This is a genomic window from Pseudomonas urmiensis (genome assembly GCF_014268815.2).
GTDB lineage: Bacteria > Pseudomonadota > Gammaproteobacteria > Pseudomonadales > Pseudomonadaceae > Aquipseudomonas > Aquipseudomonas urmiensis.
Genome location: NZ_JABWRE020000001.1, coordinates 2,204,502 through 2,221,008, shown reverse-complemented (window position 1 = coordinate 2,221,008; position 16,507 = coordinate 2,204,502). Strand labels below are relative to the sequence as shown.

Genomic DNA, 16,507 nt, shown 5'->3' with positions numbered 1-16,507 from the left:
GGGGTAACTCCTTGTGAGAAAAGGCACAGGGTAGCCTAATCGCTGCGTTTTGACAGCTGGGCTGTGGTGCGGACCTAGCATTTTTGCCAGTTGTTGGTTTTGCGGCGCGGCATCAGATTGGCCGTTAGAGCACCGCCGCTCTTCGCCCAGGAAACGCTGCCATGACCGATCTGAAAGCTTTCGATGCGATGTACCAAAAGAAGCTAGAAGCTGCCAACAATCCGACAAGTGCCCAACCCACGCCAACCCCAGTTGAGGAACCCTCCGTTGAACCCTCGCAACCAGACAGTGAGCCTAAAATTGAAGGGAGGATGCACTTCGGCCTGACTTTCCTGGAACCTGAACGATCCCATCGGTTGCTGGAGGGGGAAGCAGCAATCGAAACAATGAAGTCGACCTATGCTTCAGTTGTAGCAAGACAGGCGACTAACCGCGCATTGACGGTATCCACCCAGCAGGAGCCAGACGGTTTCGGGCCAGCGGTACCGACAGTGTTTGTCTTGATCGGCACTGAAGATGACCCGGTTATCGGGCTCAATCTGGCCGGCGTGCTGGGGCGCCACCTCGATCCCGATACCAACCAAGCAGTCGTGGGTTTACAGGTGGCACTCAGACCGTTCGAAGGCCGGTCAACCCAGCACACTTACCAGCTGTTCTGGCATGAAGCAGGCATCGTCAATCCTGCTCCGGTATTGACCGTGCCGGTCCGGGCTGGGCAAGAACAGGAAACTATTCTGGCGGTTATTCCGGCAGCCGCTGCGGTAGTCGGTAACGGCTTGTGGTATCTCAGGGTCACCACTGCCGGGGTTGGCAACCCAATTGAAACTGTACCGCTCGATGTGTTCTATAAGGACACTGTGCCCGGCGGTGTCGACGACAGTCCTGCTGCAACGCACCCGGGCTTACTGGCGCCCACACTGACGCTTCCGCCGCAGCTGGTACCCGAGTCACAGATTGCCGTCACCATTGCGCCGTATGTGAATCTAACTGCGGGCGATGTCATCAGTCTGTTCATCGGCAACGTGGTGATCAGCCATACGGTGTTGGCAAGCCAAGTCATTACGGGCCAACCGTTGGTACTGATGGTCTCCAGCACTGCGCTGGAACCTATCCAGAGTCTGGACACGGTAACGGTGTTCTGGAGGGTGGTCGACCTGGTGCTCAACCCTCAGCCCAAACCCTCCCAATCAACACTGCTCAGGCCCAATTTCAGCGATGGACGACTTGGTGTCCCGCTGCTGCTGATCGACAACGTGCGGCAGGATACTGAAATTCATCTGGACGAGCTTGGCAGGCAAGATCTTCAGGTCCGCATTCGCGCGACCAGCCCACCGTTTTTGACTTCAGATCAAATCGTCACCAGCTATGAAATCACCTCCAGCGATGGGCAATCGGTCCTAAGCAGAAACCTACCCATCTTGCCAGTAGGTGACGCAGTGGGGGGGGACCATGACAGTGCACTCCCCAATGCTGATCTACTGCTTGGCGCCGCCGGTCAGTTGTGGGTCAACTATGTGCAGTTACGTAACGGCGTTCAGATCGATCGTTCGCCGCGCATCAGCCGGTTTATCAGAGCTGCGGTTCGTCGTCTGCCGGCGCCCGTCGTACGCGAAGCCCGGGGGCTGTTGCTAGCCGCCAATCTGCCTGAACTGACGGTTGAGCTGCGCTGGCCGACGATCAGTCTGCAGGAGCGGGTTACAGTCGTGCTCGATGGCACGTCGGCCGCTAATCGGAGCTTCCAGAGTACATTTGCATTTCCCATCGATAGCCGGGATGTCGAGAGCGGGGTCAAAGTTGTAAGGCTCAATGCGTCTGGGATGTTGGCTGATTTGAATGGTGGCCGGCTGACGGTAAGTTACCGAGTGCAGCAAGGCGAGGCTGAGCCGGTGTCGTCCGCAGTGCTTAACTTGCTGGTGGGTGATCAAGTGGCATTGCTACCCGCTCCGTTAGTGCAGGGGCTGAGCCAGAACAGAACCTTACCCTCCACTAGCAGCGCTACCGTCACGGTCACTTACGACGGCATGAACTCGGAAGATTTTGTAAGTCTGGTGTTGGTACCATCGAGGAGTGCAACTCATACCATCGAACAGTTCGGCTCTACCACGCCGGTGTCGATCACCGTTAAGCAAGATGTCGTTGCCAGCTGGCTGAATGAAGTAGTGCAGGTCTTCTACACAGTGAGGGATCGCAACGGCCGCGTACGTCTATCGCAGCAAGAGACGATAATCGTTGCCGACCCTCAACCGTTGAACCTGGTGCGCCCAGAGTCGCCGCTTGCTGTCGGTGGGCTGCTCGCTCCAGCCGTGATTCCAGACATGCCCGGTGCAACCTTTACCGTGAATTTCCCCGGGATGCTCCCGCTGGATCAAGTGCAATTATTGGTGAGCGGTGTTGGTTCACATGCCAGCGCAGTTCAAACCGTCAGCCGTCCTGGGCCGCTCACGTTTGTTGTTCCTCGAAACGTCATTTTGTCCAGTCTGCTGAAGACCGTGCGGGTTTATTACACCTTGACTCGAAACGGGCAAGCTCCTCAGCACTCAGCCCAATTAGACTTATTGGTCAACCCACCGCTGATGGTGGATCAACGTCGGCTGGTGCTTAATGGCATTTCTGTAAAAATGCCAGGTTGGACAAGAACCGGGGCGGACTCTATTAATAACACCGCCATTAGGGCCGCGACTGGTGGACAAGCACCCTACACCTACAGTTCTAGCAATCCTGCGGTTGCATCAGTGACCTCTACCGGGCGCGTGGTGGGAGAAAGAAATGGAAGTGCAACCATCACTATTGCAGATGCAAGAGGAACACGGGTCTCCTATCAGGTGCAGGTGAGTAACGTCTACACTCTGGTAGTCAATACCGGCAAGCTTAGTGACGCTCAGTTCAATACCTGGCTGAGACAGACGGGTGTGCATCTGAGCCACCCAATGAGCTATGACATCGCTCGAGTGTATGGCGCCATGCAGCTGAGCCAGTTTACCTGGTTAAGCGTTCCTCCAAATACTCCGCGATATTGGTGGTTCTTCCACACAACCACTCGCGCCAGCGCTGCCTGGGGCGCTGATGGTGGCCCACACCAGCGCTTGAATGGAGTCTGCGCGAGGCTGTACAACGCCTAAATGCAGCTAAGCAGCACCCGCAACCGCCCTACAGCAGTGCGGGTGCTTTTGGGCCAAGGCTCAAGCACCCTGGCGGGCGAGTTTGCTCGCTGCAGTCGTGAGAAGTTGCGCTGTTTTGTCCCAACCCAAACAACCATCAGTGATGGACACACCGTATTTCAACGGTGTTTTGCCCAGCGCCTGGCACCCATCGAACAAATGCCCCTCGAGCATCACCCCTACCAACGACGTATCGCCTGCTAAGCGTTGCGCCAGCACCTGTTCGAACACCGCCGGCTGCCTGGCCGGATCCTTGCCACTGTTGGCATGGCTGCAGTCCACCATGATCCGCGCCGCCAGGCCGACCTTGGCCAAGCCAATGCGTGCCTGAGCCACGCTATCGGCATCGTAGTTCGGCCCTTTGTGGCCACCGCGCAGCACCAGGTGTGTATCAGGATTGCCCAGCGTCTCGATGATCGCCGGGTAGCCTTGCGCATCCATCCCGAAGTGGCGATGCGGGTGCGCCGCGCTGCGCATGGCATCGCAAGCAATGCCAATACCGCCATCGGTGCCATTCTTGAAGCCCACTGGCAACTCAAGCCCACTGACCATCTCGCGGTGAATCTGCGATTCGGTAGTGCGCGCACCAATCGCGGCCCAGCCCAGCAGATCATCGAAGTAGCCAGCAGCCATCGGTTGTAGCAGCTCGGTGGCAATCGGCAGCCCGCGTTCGAGCATGTTCAGCATCAAGCCACGGGAGAGGGCGATACCGGCGTGCATGTCGTCGCTGCCATCGAGGTGCGGATCGTAGGCCAGGCCTTTCCAGCCGACCGTGGTGCGCGGTTTTTCCACGTAGGCGCGCATCACCAGCAGCAACTGGTCATCGACCTCACGGCTCAAGGCGGCGAGGCGGTCAGCGTATTCCAGGGCTGAACGTGGGTCGTGGATCGAGCACGGGCCAACCACGACCAGCAGGCGCGAATCGCGGCCTTCAAGAATATTGCGGATGGCCTGGCGGTGCTGCTGCACTTGCTGGGCGAGCTCGCTGGAGAGCGGCATCTGCTGCTTGAGCAGGTGTGGGCTGGGTAGACGCTGGCTGACGGTGGTGTTGGCAGCTTGCGGTTGGGTCAGGGGCAGGGCGAGGTTGGAGGCTTGCATGGCGTATTGTTCCCTGGGCGGACGGCGGGTTGATGCCCGCGCAGTCGGCCCTATCGAGGTGTTCGACAGATCGTCAAATGGGGTTGTTGTGCGGCATTGCCACCACGAATCGACCGAACGGAGGCGGCAGGCTGGCCCGAACGGGATTGGCTAAATCGCCAGGCGCAGGTGCTTGGGTAGGCGTAGGTGGCGTAGTTCATCGATCTGTCCTCAGGTGCAATCTGTGTGTTTTTCAAAGGTCTGGAAAAGCAAAACCCCCGGTCGGGGAGCCGACCGGGGGTTGAGTATTCTCGTATTCGGCGGCCCCTCGAAGAGTGGGCGCCGTTGGGGTATCAGCGGCGCCTAGTGGCTAAACCAATACCCAAAATAAAAGCTGGCAACGGACGAGCAGCCGACAACGGCCAGCACGCGGCGCAGGATGCGAGCGGTGTGGTTGGCGTGGTCGTGGATGCTGTGGGTCATGTTGCTCTCCAGTGAATGAGCCCGAGCTTACTGCACCTGTAACAAGGTGTTCAATGGATAAATGCTATCGGCGCAATGATTTTTCTGACACACCATTGCGCTCAAAACCAGCAAGGCCCCCTGTAGGAGCGGGCTTGCCCGCGAATAGGCACTAAGGTTCACCGGCGCAGATAAGCACTGAAATCGATATCCCCAGCACTGAGAATCGCCTGCACGCGGTTATGCACATTGAGCTTGCGCAAAATCGCCGAGACATGCGCCTTGACCGTGGTCTCGGCGATATCCAGGTTGTAGGCGATCTGCTTGTTCGACTCGCCCTTGGTCATCCGCTCGAGCACCAGCAGTTGCTTGCGCGTCAGCGCCTGCAGCAGCTCCGGGGCAAAGCCGTGGTGCTCGCTGGTCGTGCGGCGGCTGCCCGGTTTCTGGGTGCGGATGATGTCCGGTGGCAGGTAGACGTTGCCGTTGAGAATCTGCTCGATCGCCTCGGTCATCTGCGAGCGCGGCGAGGACTTGGTGATAAATCCCACCGCGCCATAGGTGATCGCCTGCAACACCACTTGCTTGTCCTGTTCGGCTGACACGATCACCACCGGAATGGTCGGGGCTTCGTTGCGCAGGTTCATCAACCCGCCCAGCCCATGCATGCCCGGCATGTTCAGATCCAGCAGGATCAAGTCCAGATCATCGTGTTCACCGGTCAGGGCCAGGGCGCTGTCGAGGTCGGCGGTCTCCATCACTTCGCTACCGGGAAAGCCATCGGCGATCACATTGTGGATGGCCTCGCGAAACAACGGGTGATCGTCGGCAATGAGGATCTTGTACATGGCTGTGCACCTTATTGTTGTATGTGTGCTCGCACGCAAGGGGCAAATTGCTCGGCAGCCCTTGTTATGCCGCTATTAAGAGCCGGTAGCAAGGCTTTGTGAATGCGACCATCGCCAGGCAAACCAGTACCAAAGTAGTAGAGGGTGGCAGGCGCGCTACTTCTAGCATGGGGCGACACCTTTGCGCAGGAGCAGCACCCCATGGCCATTTTGCTGGTGGACGATCATCCGCTGCTGCGCATCGGCCTGGCGGCGACCCTGGCCCAGGCGATGCCCGAGATGCGAGTGCTGCAGGCCGACAGTGGCGAGGCGGCCCTGGCCCAGGTCCAGGCCCAGGTGCCGGGGCTGGTGATCATGGACTTCGATTTGCCCGGCATCAGCGGATTGGAAACTACCAAGCGACTGCGCCAGCGCCTGCCGCAGTTACGCGTGCTGTTTCTCAGTGAACATACCGAGCTTGGCTTGGTACGTCAGGCCCTGGCAGCGGGGGCGTGTGGGTTCTTGTCCAAGCAGGTGGCGCCGCAGGTGTTGCTCGAAGCGGTGCAGCGAACCTTGGCTGGACATGCCTATATCGAGCAAGCCTTGGCGACCGCGCTGGCCTGCCAGCCGCGTCAACATGGGGATGATCGTTTGCAGGGGTTGACCCAGCGTGAAACGGAGATCTTCCTGATGCTGGCCAAGGGCACGGCGGTGCGCACTATCGCCGAGCAGCTGTGTATCAGCAGCAAGACCGTGTCCAATCACCTGACCTTGCTCAAGAGCAAATTGCAGGTCAGTTGCCAGGCCGAACTGGTGCACCTGGCCATCGAGGCGGGGTTGCTGCGGGTTGCGGCCTGACTGGCGTGTTAGTTAGGACCCTTCGCGGGGCAAGCCCGCTCCCACAGATACCGGCTGTTCTTGAAGCTGGCGCTGAGCCCGTGGGAGCGGGCTTGCCCCGCGAAGAGGCCGCAACTGACTCACCAAGCCGCTTCACTGCCAAGAATCCGGGCAGCCCTGGCAACCTTCCATATTGCTGTCCTGGAAATTCGCATAGTGCTGCCGCGTCCCGCGCAGGTCGGCATTCTCAAGGTTGCTCTCGCCAAACTTGGCCTCCTGCAAATTGGCATCGGCCAGGCTCGCGCCCTTGAGGTCAGCCTTGCTCAGCCAGGTCATTTCCAGGTCGGCCGCCTTCAGCGAGGTGCCATGCAGCTTGGCCCCCGACAGCCTGGCGAACTCCAGGTAGGCCGCAGACAGGTCGGCTTTTTCGAAGTTGGCACCCTGGGCAAACATCCCCCAGGCCTGGACCGCGACCAGTGTCGCCCCTTGCAGCTGGGCCAGGCGCAGGTTGCTCTGTTGCAGGCTGGCACGGGTCAGGTTGGCGCCGCGCAGATCGGCTTTTTCCAGATTGGCCAGATCAAGCCGGGCATGGCGCAGATTGGCCTCGCGCAGGTCAGCGCCGGACAGGTCCATCTTGCGCAGGTCCTGGTTGTTCAAGTCGGCGCCCCGCAGGTTGGCGTTGGGGCATTTGCTTTCTGCGGCGATGACGCAGCCATTGATCGTCAGCGGCGCGTCGGCCTGGTCGTCGGCGAAGGCGCTGGGGAGCAGTAGCAGCAGGGCCAGTGGCAGGTAGTTCATGACAGGCTCCAGGGTTTCAAATGTGCAGGAGCGGCGGTGCGCCGCTCCTGCAGGGGAGGTGTGAATCGGTGATCTAGCTCAGCGCTGAGCGGTCTTGGTGTCCCACGCAGGGATCTTGAACACCCAGAACGATCCACCCTGCGCCACCGGCTTGGTCAGCTCGGCCATGTCGCCACCCCACAGCGGCACCGCGCCGCCGTAGCCCACGGTCACACCGATGTACTGCTCACCATCCTGCTCCCAAGTGATAGGCGGGGAGACGATGCCGCTGCCGGTCTGGAACTTCCACAGCTCATCGCCGGTTTTGGCGTTGAAGGCCTTGAAGTAGCCGTCACCGGTGCCGGTGAACACCAGGTTGCCCTTGGTTGCCAGCACCCCGGCCCACAGCGGCAAGCGCTCCTTGTGCTCCCAGACCATCTTGCCGGTGGTCGGGTCCATGGCGCGCAGCGAGCCTACGTGGTCCTCGTACATGCGCTTGATCCGAAAGCCCATGCCCAGGTACGCCGAGCCCTTCTTGTAGTTGACCTCTTCGGTCCAATACTCTTCTTTCCACTGGTTGGACGGTACATAGAACAGGCCGGTGTCCTGGCTGTAAGCCATGGGGTTCCAGTTCTTGCCGCCGAGGAACGGCGGCGACACTTCCACGGGCTTGCCCTTGGTCTGCCCAGGCTCCGGCTTGGCCGGGCGCTGACCTTCATTTTCCACCGGGCGGCCGGTTTTCAGGTCGATATGGCTGGCCCAGGTGATGTTGTCGGCGAACGGGAAGGCGTTTTTCAGCTTGCCGTTGCTGCGATCGACCACATAGAAGAAGCCGTTGCGGTCGGCGTGGGCGGTGGCCTTGAACTGCTTGCCGTCCTTGTCCTTGTAGTCGAACAGCACCAGCTCGTTGTTACCCGAGAAGTCCCAGGCATCGTTGGGGGTGTGCTGGTAGAACCACTTGACCTCACCGGTGGTGGGGTCGACCCCGACCTGGCCTGAGGTGTACAGGCTGTCGTAGTCGTGCGGGTTGCCGTCCTTTGAGGTGCGCGCCCAGGTGTTCCAGGGGCCGGGGTTACCGGCACCGACGATGATGGTGTTGGTTTCGGCATCGAAACTGGCGCTCTGCCAAGGCGCGCCGCCACCGTGGCTCCAGGCCTCGACCTTGCCGGTCTCGGTGCTCGGATCATCCGGCCAGGAGGGCGCCTTGACGTCGCCGGTGGGCGTGCTGTCCTTACCATTGAGGCGGCCCATGTGGCCTTCGACGAAGGGCCGCATCCATACCTCTTCACCGGTGTCCGGGTCACGTGCATACAGCTGGCCGACCACACCGAACTCATCGCCAGAACTGCCATGGATCAACAGCACCTTGCCGCTCTTCTGGTCTTTGACGATGGTCGGGGCGCCGGTCATGGTGTAGCCAGCGCTGTGGTCGCCGAACTTCTTGTTCCACACCACCTTGCCGGTGTCCTTGTTCAGCGCGACCAAGCGTGCATCGAGGGTGCCGAAGTAGATCTTGTCGCCATAGATGGCCGCGCCGCGGTTGACCACGTCACAGCAGGGGCGAATGTTGTCCGGCAGGCGGTGGTTGTAGGTCCACAGGCGCTTGCCGGTCTTGGCGTCGAGGGCAAATACCCGCGAGTAGGAGCCGGTGACGTAGATCACCCCGTCGTTGACGATGGCCTGGGACTCCTGGCCGCGCTGTTTCTCATCGCCGAAGGAGAACGACCAGGCTGGCGTGAGCTTGAACACGTTCTGCTCGTTGACCTGCGCCAGCGGGCTCCAGCGCTGGGCGTTGGTGCCCATGCCGTACTGCAGCACGTTGTTGGTGGTCTTGTGGTCGTCGGCGATGTCTTCCCAGGTGACCGGCTTGGCCTGGGCGGTACCGCCAATGGCCAGGCTCGCCAGCAGCAGGGCAGCAGAAAGGGGCGAAAGCATGGCGGGTAACGTTCTTGTTGTCATGGTGGAGTTCCCAGTGAGGTTGTGGCCTGCATAGCCTGGAACGCCACCGCGCGGCGAGATACGGAAATCTTCCCGGCCATTACGGGAAAACTTCCCAGGGCGGGCATGATTTGGCACTGCCCCGCACGGGCTACGACCAAGGGAGGAGGGCGCGGCCACCAAAGCAGCATGGGGGCCGGCCTGGCCGCTTTCTAGGATGCTCCAACCGCCTCGCTCTCAGAGGTGGCGCGTGCACTCTCAGAAGTCGAGGCCAGAACAATGACAATCGTGAAAAACGCCTGCAAATCCACCCTGCTGATGCTTGGCCTGTGCGCTGCCGGCGCTGCCAGCGCCCATGGCAACGTCACCCCAACGGCAGTCAATACCGAAGGGCTGGAGCCGCTTGGCAGCGAATGGCGCGCCGAAAACCCGTATCGCGACAGCAAGGATCACGACAAGGCGGTGTCCATCGGTGCGTCGGCGTATAACCAGAACTGCGCGGCATGCCATGGCCTGGAGGCCAAGTCGGGCGGGATTGCCCCGGATCTGCGCATGCTCGATGAAGGCGCGGCGGGGGATGAGTGGTTTGTCGAGCGCGTGCGCAATGGCGCGGTACGCGATGGGCGGGTGTATATGCCCAAGATGGCGGATTTTCTCAGCCAGGAGGCGTTGTGGGCAGTGCGTACCTACCTGGACAGTGTGCATGTGACGGAATGATTGCGGCAGGGCCGGCCTCATCGCGGGACAAGCCCGCCCCCCCAGCGGGTAGGCGCGGGCCGGCCCCGCAATGAGGCCGGTAGGTGTTGCGCCTACAACGGATAGTTCTTCAGTTCCCGCGCAATCAGCATCCGTTGAATCTCGCTCGACCCTTCATAAATCTGGGTAATCCGCGCATCCCGGTAATAGCGCTCCACCGGGTAGTCCTCCAGATAGCCATAGCCACCATGTACCTGAATCGCCATCGAGCACACCCGCTCAGCCATCTCCGAGGCGAACAGCTTGGCCTGTGAGGCCTCCGACAAGCACGGCTTGCCGGCACTGCGCAGACGCGCGGCATGCAAGATCAACAGGCGCGTGGCATTGATCTGCACCTGCATGTCCGCCAGCAGGTTGGCGATGCTCTGGTGCTCATTGATCGGCTTGCCAAACTGGATGCGATCACGCGAGTAGACCAGCGCTGCTTCAAATGCGGCGCGGGCAATACCCAATGCTTGCGCAGCGATGCCGATGCGCCCGCCTTCCAGGTTGGACAGGGCAATCGCCAGCCCCTTGCCGCGTTCACCGAGCAGGTTGGCAGCGGGAATGCGGCAGTTGTCCAACGTCACCGCACAGGTATCGGAGGCGCGAATGCCCATCTTGTGCTCGCTGCGATCAACCTTGAAGCCAGGGTTGTCGGTGGGCACCAGGAAGGCTGACAGGCCCTTCTTGCCAAGCTCCGGGTCCGTCACCGCGAACACAATCGCCAACCCGGCGCGACGGGCATTGCTGACAAACTGCTTGGCGCCGTTGATCACCCACTGGCCATCCACCAGCTCGGCGCGGGTGCGCAGGTTGTGCGCCTCGGAACCGGCCTGGGGTTCGGTCAGGCAGAAGCAACCAATGACTTCGCCGCTGGCCAGGCGTGGCAGCCAGGCCTGTTGCTGTTCAGGCGTGCCGTAGGCGAGCAGCGGCCCGCAGCCGACCGAGTTGTGGATGCTCATCAAGGCGCCCGTGGCGCCGTCACCTGCGGCAATCTCTTCAACCGCCAGGGCGTAGGCGACGTAATCGGTGTAGCTGCCGCCAAAGTCTTCCGGAACGACCATGCCCAGCAGGCCCAACTCGCCCATCTTGCGCACCACGCCATCATCGATCCAGGCGGCTTTTTCCCAGGCCTGGGCATGCGGGGCGATCTCGCCACGGGCAAAGTCCCGGGCCATATCGCGGATCATGATTTGCTCTTCGCTCAGTTCCAGGTCTTGCATCTGCGTACTCCCGGCCTTACAGGCCTTCGAAGAATTGGTCGACTCGGGCCTGTTGCAGCTGCTTGAGGCTCGGTGGATTCCAGCGGGGCTGCTTGTCCTTGTCGATGATCAGCGCGCGCACACCTTCGATGAGGTCGCCGTATTCGAACCACTGGCGGTCCAGGTGCAGCTCCATGGCAAAGCAGTCCTCCAGCCCCAGATGGCGACCACGGCGCAACATCTGCAGGGTAACCGCCATTGCCAGCGGCGAGCGGCTTTCCAGCTGGTCGGCGGTGGCCAGTGCCCATTGATGGCTGTCGCCAATGGTCACCGCACGCAGTTGCTCGATGATGCTGGCCAGGTCGGGCTGGGCGAAGAAGTGATCGATCACTGGGCGCAGCCTGGCCAGCGGCGCGTCGTCGAGGACCTGGGTGCCAAGCTTGGCCAGCAGGCCCTGGAGGTCTTTTAGCGGATGCTCGCCGAAGCTGATGCGCTCCAGTGCTTGATCCAGGGCCGATAGCTTGTCGCTGGCCAGGTACCAGTCGGCCAGACCGCAATACAAGGCATCGGCCGCCTGGATCTGCGCGCCACTGACGCCCAGGTAAGTACCTAGCTCGCCGGGAATGCGCGACAGGAAATAGCTGCCGCCGACATCCGGGAAGTAACCGATGGCAGTCTCCGGCATACCTAAACGGCTGCGCTCGGTGACCACCCGCAGGTCGGCGCCCTGGGCCAGGCCCATGCCACCGCCCAAGGTGTAGCCGTCCATCAGCACCAGTACCGGCTTGCGGTAGCGGTGGATGCACTGGTCGAGGGCGTACTCCTCGACGAAGAACTGCTCGTGCAGCGTGCTACCGGCCTTGAAGCTGTCATACAGCGAGCGGATATCGCCGCCGGCGCAAAAGCCCTTGGGGCCTTCGCCACGCAGGACAATGGCCTGCACCTGGCTGTCATCGGCCCAGGCGTCCAAGTGCTGCTGCAGGCTGCGCACCATATCCAGGGTCAGGGCATTGAGGCCGGCGGGGCGGTTGAGGGTGAGGTGGCCAATCTGATTGCGGACTTCGGCCAAGACATGATCCGTTGCCGAAATGTGAGCATGCGCGGTCATCGCGTTCTCCCTGCTTTGTTATTGATTTTCCAAGTGAAGTCTGGAGGGCGCTGGAGGATCAGGGGATCCTGTCATGCGATTTTGCCTTGCACAATCGACAAATATGCAGGGCCTGCTTGCATTTTTGCCTTAAAGGCGCGCCTTCCGGACCGGGTCTTGCCACTTTAGCCGTGTGACACGGGTGGACAAGGGATTAGTTCGCTGTGCCGCCATCCACTCGCGCCCGGCCAAGGCACTGGCCAATCGCTGCCAAGGCAGCGTAGGGCAGGGCGCACGCGCTTTCGATAATCGGCCCGACACCCGTCCCTACCGATTGCGGAGCGCGCCATGCACAACAATAACAATGCCCAACGCCGTATCCTGCCGCTGCTTGGCGGCCTTGCCAGCCTGGCCCTGAGCCCAATGGCCAGCGCCGAAATCATGCTCTATGACAAGGACCAGACCACCTTTTCCACCGACGGCTACATCAACGCCTTCTACGTCAACAGCGATATCGACCGGGCTGGCGAGCAGTACGACCGGCGCCAATCGCGGGTAAAAATGGGCTTTTTGCCCAACACCCTAGGCTTCAACATGACCCGCCAGATCGACGATCTCAAGCTCGGCGGGCGCTCCTCGTTCTGGGTCACCATCAACGACAGCGAGACCAACGGCACCGACACTGCCATCGATGTGCGCCAGTTCTACGGCACCGTGGCCAACCCTGAATGGGGCGAAGTGCTGATCGGCAAGGATTTTGGCCTGTTCGCCCGCTCCAACATCCTCCTCGATGAACTGCTCGCCGGTTACGGTCAGGTCAGCGATACCCTGGGCCTGGTGGACGGCGGCGGGGTGTCGTTCGGCAACATCGGCAGCGGTTACCCGTACCCGTTCCCGACCTCGCAGATCACCTACCGCAGCCCGCAAATGCACGGCCTGCGCATCGCCGTGGGCATCATGGACCCGGTCGATACCAACGATGACAGCGCGGTGGGCAAGGCCTACCAGGAAAATCCGCGCACCGAGAGCGAGATTACCTACCAGTTCGACCTGGCCGGCGCGCAGATCTACAGCTGGCTCAACGGCAGCTACCAGACCTCCGACAACACCGACAGCACGGTCGAGTCGGTGACCTCCAAGGGCGTGGGCTATGGCGTGCAGGCCAAAATGGGGGCGTTTTCCCTGACCGGTTCTGGCTTTACCGCCAAAGGCATCAACCCGTTTTTCACCAACAATGCCGGCGAGGCGACCCTGCGCGAGGTCGACAGCAAGGGCTACCTGCTGCAGGGCTCGTATCGCTTGGGCAAGAACCGCCTGGCGCTGTCGTATGGCAAGACCAAGGATGATGGCAATGGCGCGGTCAATACCGGGGCCGATTATCAAACCCGCGGCATTGCCCTGTTTCACGACATCAATGACAACCTCAAATTGGTCGCCGAGTACAACCAATTCGAGATCGAAGGCCATGAAGGGGATGCGCAGAACGAAGACACTGACACCTTCGCGGTGGGCGCAGTGCTGACCTGGTAGCGCGCAAGGCTTGCGCACCAAATAAGCGCCTGGTGCTTATTTAATGCCACCGGTCAGGCCGCTTCGGAAATAAAGCGAATCCGCGCTTATCGCCGTACTCCCACACTATGTACGGCGCAGCGCTGTGCATTTTCCCAAGCCTCATGAGGTTCATGACCATGGCTAACAAAGAAAGTGGCAAGTCGGGCAGTCAGGGCGGCACCAAGAACCCTGGCAATTTCGCCAATGACCGGCAGAAAGCCTCCGAGGCTGGCCGTAAAGGCGGCCAGCAATCGGGCACCACTACCGACCGCAGCGAGTCGGGCCGCAAAGGTGGCCGCTCGTAAATGAAGCACGCAGTGCCGTTTGCGCGGCACTGCGTTTTTTATTCGCAGGAGGACAGCCCATGCGCCTGGTATCTACCGTTTGCCTGTTGAGCAGCCTTGCACTGCTTGGCGGTTGCTTTGACCGAGACACCGATCATCCGGCCGAAGACGCCGACCAAAGCAAGCCTTCCCTGCAAATGCAAAAACCCGATCAACCTGCACCGCAGCCAACCCCCGGCCCTGAGCCGATCCCCCAAGACAGCAAACGTCCGTAGTTGGGCAAGGAGTCAGGCATGACGGTGATGACCCGCAAGACTGACCTGCTGGTACCGGCCCAGAGCAGCAGCCTACAGCAGCGCTACCACGCCTTGCTGCAAGGCGGCAACGGCGCGCAGTGGCTTGCCGAGCAGTTGCAACGGGCCGCGCAAATGCCTGATGACCTGCCTGATGATCCGCAGCAACTGGCGCAGTGGAGCGCACACGCCGCTGCCCGGGTCGCGCGTGACTACGCTACCTATCTCCAACAGCGCCGCCAGGGCGAACCCCGGCGGTATTTCGCCAACCGGGCGCAGGCGCTGTGGTACTTGCAGCAAGTCGCTCCGACCAAGGCGGTCGATGGCGCCTGGTTGCACGGCACCTTGCACCAGTGGCGCGACCCACGCTACCACGGCCTGATCCGCACTTATCTGGAAGAGCTGGGCGACGGCGATTCGCGCTGTAACCATGTGTTGATCTACCAGCGCCTGCTCAGTCGCCTGGGTTGCCTTGAGTCGATCGCGCTGGACGACGCCCGCTATCTACAAGGCGCTGTGCAATTGGCCTTGGGGCAGAACACCGAGCAGTTCCTGGCTGAAGTGATCGGCTACAACCTGGGCTACGAGCAACCGCCGCTGCACCTGTTGATCACCACCTACGAGCTGGCTGAGCTGGGTATCGACGGGCACTATTTCCAGCTCCACGTCACCATCGACAATGCTGCCAGCGGCCATGCCCAGCGCTCGATCCAGGCACTGCTGCACCTGTGTCCGCAATCAGATCCGCAGGCGTTCTACCAACGCGTGCGAGGCGGTTATCGCTTGAATGACCTGGGCGTTCCGGCCGCCGAGTTGATAGCCCGTTTTGACCTGCAAGGCGAGCTGTTCGCAGCCCTGGAGCGCAAGCGTGGGTTTGGCCAGTTCATGCACTCTGACCACTGCAAGCTGCAAGGCCGTACGGTCAACCAATGGCTGGCAGGCTCAGAGGCGATCGCCGAGTTCGTCCAAGCCATGCAAGCGCAAGGCTGGATAAAGCGCAATCAAGCGCCGGATCAGAGCCGCTTCTGGGGTTTGATTGAGGGCCCTTCGGCCGCTATGTTCGGGGTGTTCAGCGCCTACGAGAAGCAGCTTTGGTACGACTGGATTGCCGGTGACTGGCAAGGGCCCAAACCGCGCCGGCTGATACCCGGCAGCTGGGAGGCTGATTCATCCGTGCAACCCTCGGCGGCCGACCCGGCACTTGAGCCTATTGACGTACTGATCGAGCGGATGGCTGGCAACCGTCACGCATTGCCAGAAGGCCTGCTGGCGACCCAGGCGTATATCCGCGCCACCGGGCTTACCCAGGAGGGCGCGCACTGATGCAACTGTCCCAGGGGCAAATCCACGCCGACCAAGCCCTGCTGCAGCTGGGCCAACGCCTACGCGCCGATGGCTACCGCTTTACCTGCGTCACGCCCGCCACCCATGCGCGCAACAACGCTCGCCCCGGCGCCGAGCAGGCGCACAATGTGCGCGATGTGTTTGGCTGGAGCCGACCGTTTGCCCCCTCGCTGGTGTCTGCCGATGAGCTGGCACTGCTACACAGTGCGCAGGTTGTCGAGCAGCAGGCTGAGCTGCTGCGCAGCAAGGTCCGATGGTCGAACCTGGATGAGCTGCTGCTGGTGCACTCAGCCTATCCTACCGAGGCCAGTGACGCGGTGTTTTTCGGCCCGGACAGCTACCGCTTCGCCCAGGTCATTGGCGATCATCTACAACGCAGCCCCGAGCCGGTCCAGCACGCCGTCGACATCGGCTGCGGCGCGGGTATTGGTGCGCTGTTGATCGCCCAGGCCGCACCCCATGCGCAAGTCAGCGCGGTCGACATCAACCCCCTGGCGCTGCGCTACACCGCGATCAATGCCGCGTTGGCCGGGCTCAGCAACGTGTCGGTCGAGCCGAGCGACCTGCTCCAGGGGCTGACGGGCAGCTTCGACCTGATCGTCGCCAACCCGCCGTACATGCTCGATACCCAGCAGCGCCAGTATCGCCATGGTGGCGCTGCGCTCGGCGCTGAGCTGTCGATGCGGATCATCGAGCAAGCCTGCCAGCGCCTGAGCCTTGGCGGGACCTTGCTGCTGTACACCGGCGTTGCCATCGTCGAAGGTCGCGATGCCCTCCTGCAAGCTGCCCGCCAACGCCTGGCGGGGCCGCGCTGGAGTTGGCTGTATCAAGAGCTGGATCCGGATGTGTTTGGCGAGCAACTGCTTGAGCCTGGCTATGAGCAGGTCGAGCGCATCGCCGCGGTTGCCTTGCGCGTTACCCGCATTGGCTGACGG

Annotated in this window: 14 protein-coding genes; 8 read left to right on the top strand and 6 right to left on the bottom strand. The window is 61.4% G+C overall.

From position 1 onward, the window contains the following. The first annotated feature begins 161 nt into the window (after window positions 1-161). Window positions 162-3,119 (top strand): immunoglobulin-like domain-containing protein, encoded by a 2,958-nt coding sequence (locus HU737_RS09795; protein ID WP_186554438.1) that lies wholly within the window; start codon window positions 162-164, stop codon window positions 3,117-3,119. A 60-nt stretch (window positions 3,120-3,179) separates the two neighbouring features. On the opposite strand, the gene HU737_RS09790 is transcribed toward HU737_RS09795, so the two are convergent. Together HU737_RS09790 and HU737_RS09785 are read right to left on the bottom strand one after the other, a co-directional pair. Further along, window positions 3,180-4,256: a 3-deoxy-7-phosphoheptulonate synthase gene (locus HU737_RS09790; RefSeq protein WP_186554439.1), complete on the bottom strand. Its 1,077-nt coding sequence runs from the start codon at window positions 4,254-4,256 to the stop codon at window positions 3,180-3,182. Between the two features lie 620 nt (window positions 4,257-4,876). Beyond that, window positions 4,877-5,542 (bottom strand): response regulator transcription factor, encoded by a 666-nt coding sequence (locus HU737_RS09785; RefSeq protein WP_186554440.1) that lies wholly within the window; start codon window positions 5,540-5,542, stop codon window positions 4,877-4,879. Between the two features lie 201 nt (window positions 5,543-5,743). On the opposite strand from HU737_RS09785, the gene HU737_RS09780 reads away from it, so the two are divergent. Continuing rightward, a complete protein-coding gene (locus HU737_RS09780; protein WP_186554441.1) occupies window positions 5,744-6,379 on the top strand; it encodes a response regulator in 636 nt (211 codons plus the stop codon). Window positions 6,380-6,511: 132 nt separating this feature from the next. Here the strand turns inward: HU737_RS09780 and HU737_RS09775 are convergent, their stop codons facing one another. Together HU737_RS09775 and exaA are read right to left on the bottom strand one after the other, a co-directional pair. After that, the gene (locus HU737_RS09775) at window positions 6,512-7,156 is read right to left on the bottom strand and encodes a pentapeptide repeat-containing protein (protein WP_186554442.1); all 645 of its coding nucleotides are present in this window, start codon (window positions 7,154-7,156) and stop codon (window positions 6,512-6,514) included. A gap of 78 nt (window positions 7,157-7,234) precedes the next feature. Then, window positions 7,235-9,094 (bottom strand): quinoprotein ethanol dehydrogenase, encoded by a 1,860-nt coding sequence (exaA, locus tag HU737_RS09770; RefSeq protein WP_186554443.1) that lies wholly within the window; start codon window positions 9,092-9,094, stop codon window positions 7,235-7,237. Between the two features lie 297 nt (window positions 9,095-9,391). Here exaA and pedF point away from each other — a divergent pair, with 297 nt between their 5' ends. Continuing rightward, the gene (gene pedF, locus HU737_RS09765) at window positions 9,392-9,790 is read left to right on the top strand and encodes a cytochrome c-550 PedF (RefSeq protein WP_372353281.1); all 399 of its coding nucleotides are present in this window, start codon (window positions 9,392-9,394) and stop codon (window positions 9,788-9,790) included. Between the two features lie 92 nt (window positions 9,791-9,882). Here pedF and HU737_RS09760 read toward each other — a convergent pair whose 3' ends face one another. Further along, a complete protein-coding gene (locus HU737_RS09760; RefSeq protein ID WP_186554445.1) occupies window positions 9,883-11,034 on the bottom strand; it encodes an acyl-CoA dehydrogenase family protein in 1,152 nt (383 codons plus the stop codon). A 16-nt stretch (window positions 11,035-11,050) separates the two neighbouring features. Beyond that, the gene (locus HU737_RS09755; RefSeq protein ID WP_186554446.1) at window positions 11,051-12,121 is read right to left on the bottom strand and encodes an enoyl-CoA hydratase/isomerase family protein; all 1,071 of its coding nucleotides are present in this window, start codon (window positions 12,119-12,121) and stop codon (window positions 11,051-11,053) included. Between the two features lie 327 nt (window positions 12,122-12,448). Here HU737_RS09755 and HU737_RS09750 point away from each other — a divergent pair, with 327 nt between their 5' ends. The 5 genes from HU737_RS09750 (at window position 12,449) to HU737_RS09730 (ending at window position 16,504) form a co-directional block, all read left to right on the top strand. Next, complete coding sequence (locus tag HU737_RS09750; protein WP_186554447.1) at window positions 12,449-13,630, top strand: porin; 1,182 nt, start codon at window positions 12,449-12,451, stop codon at window positions 13,628-13,630. Window positions 13,631-13,788: 158 nt separating this feature from the next. Further along, window positions 13,789-13,956: a con-10 family general stress protein gene (locus HU737_RS09745; RefSeq protein ID WP_186554448.1), complete on the top strand. Its 168-nt coding sequence runs from the start codon at window positions 13,789-13,791 to the stop codon at window positions 13,954-13,956. Window positions 13,957-14,015: 59 nt separating this feature from the next. Then, on the top strand, window positions 14,016-14,210 hold the full coding sequence (locus HU737_RS09740; protein ID WP_186554449.1) for a hypothetical protein: 195 nt from the start codon (window positions 14,016-14,018) through the stop codon (window positions 14,208-14,210). An 18-nt stretch (window positions 14,211-14,228) separates the two neighbouring features. After that, on the top strand, window positions 14,229-15,551 hold the full coding sequence (locus tag HU737_RS09735; RefSeq protein WP_186554450.1) for an iron-containing redox enzyme family protein: 1,323 nt from the start codon (window positions 14,229-14,231) through the stop codon (window positions 15,549-15,551). Continuing rightward, window positions 15,551-16,504 carry a methyltransferase gene (locus HU737_RS09730; RefSeq protein WP_186554451.1) on the top strand — a complete coding sequence of 318 codons (954 nt, stop codon included), beginning with the start codon at window positions 15,551-15,553 and terminating at the stop codon, window positions 16,502-16,504. The genes HU737_RS09735 and HU737_RS09730 overlap by 1 nt, the downstream gene beginning before the upstream one ends. The last annotated feature ends 3 nt before the right edge of the window (window positions 16,505-16,507 follow it).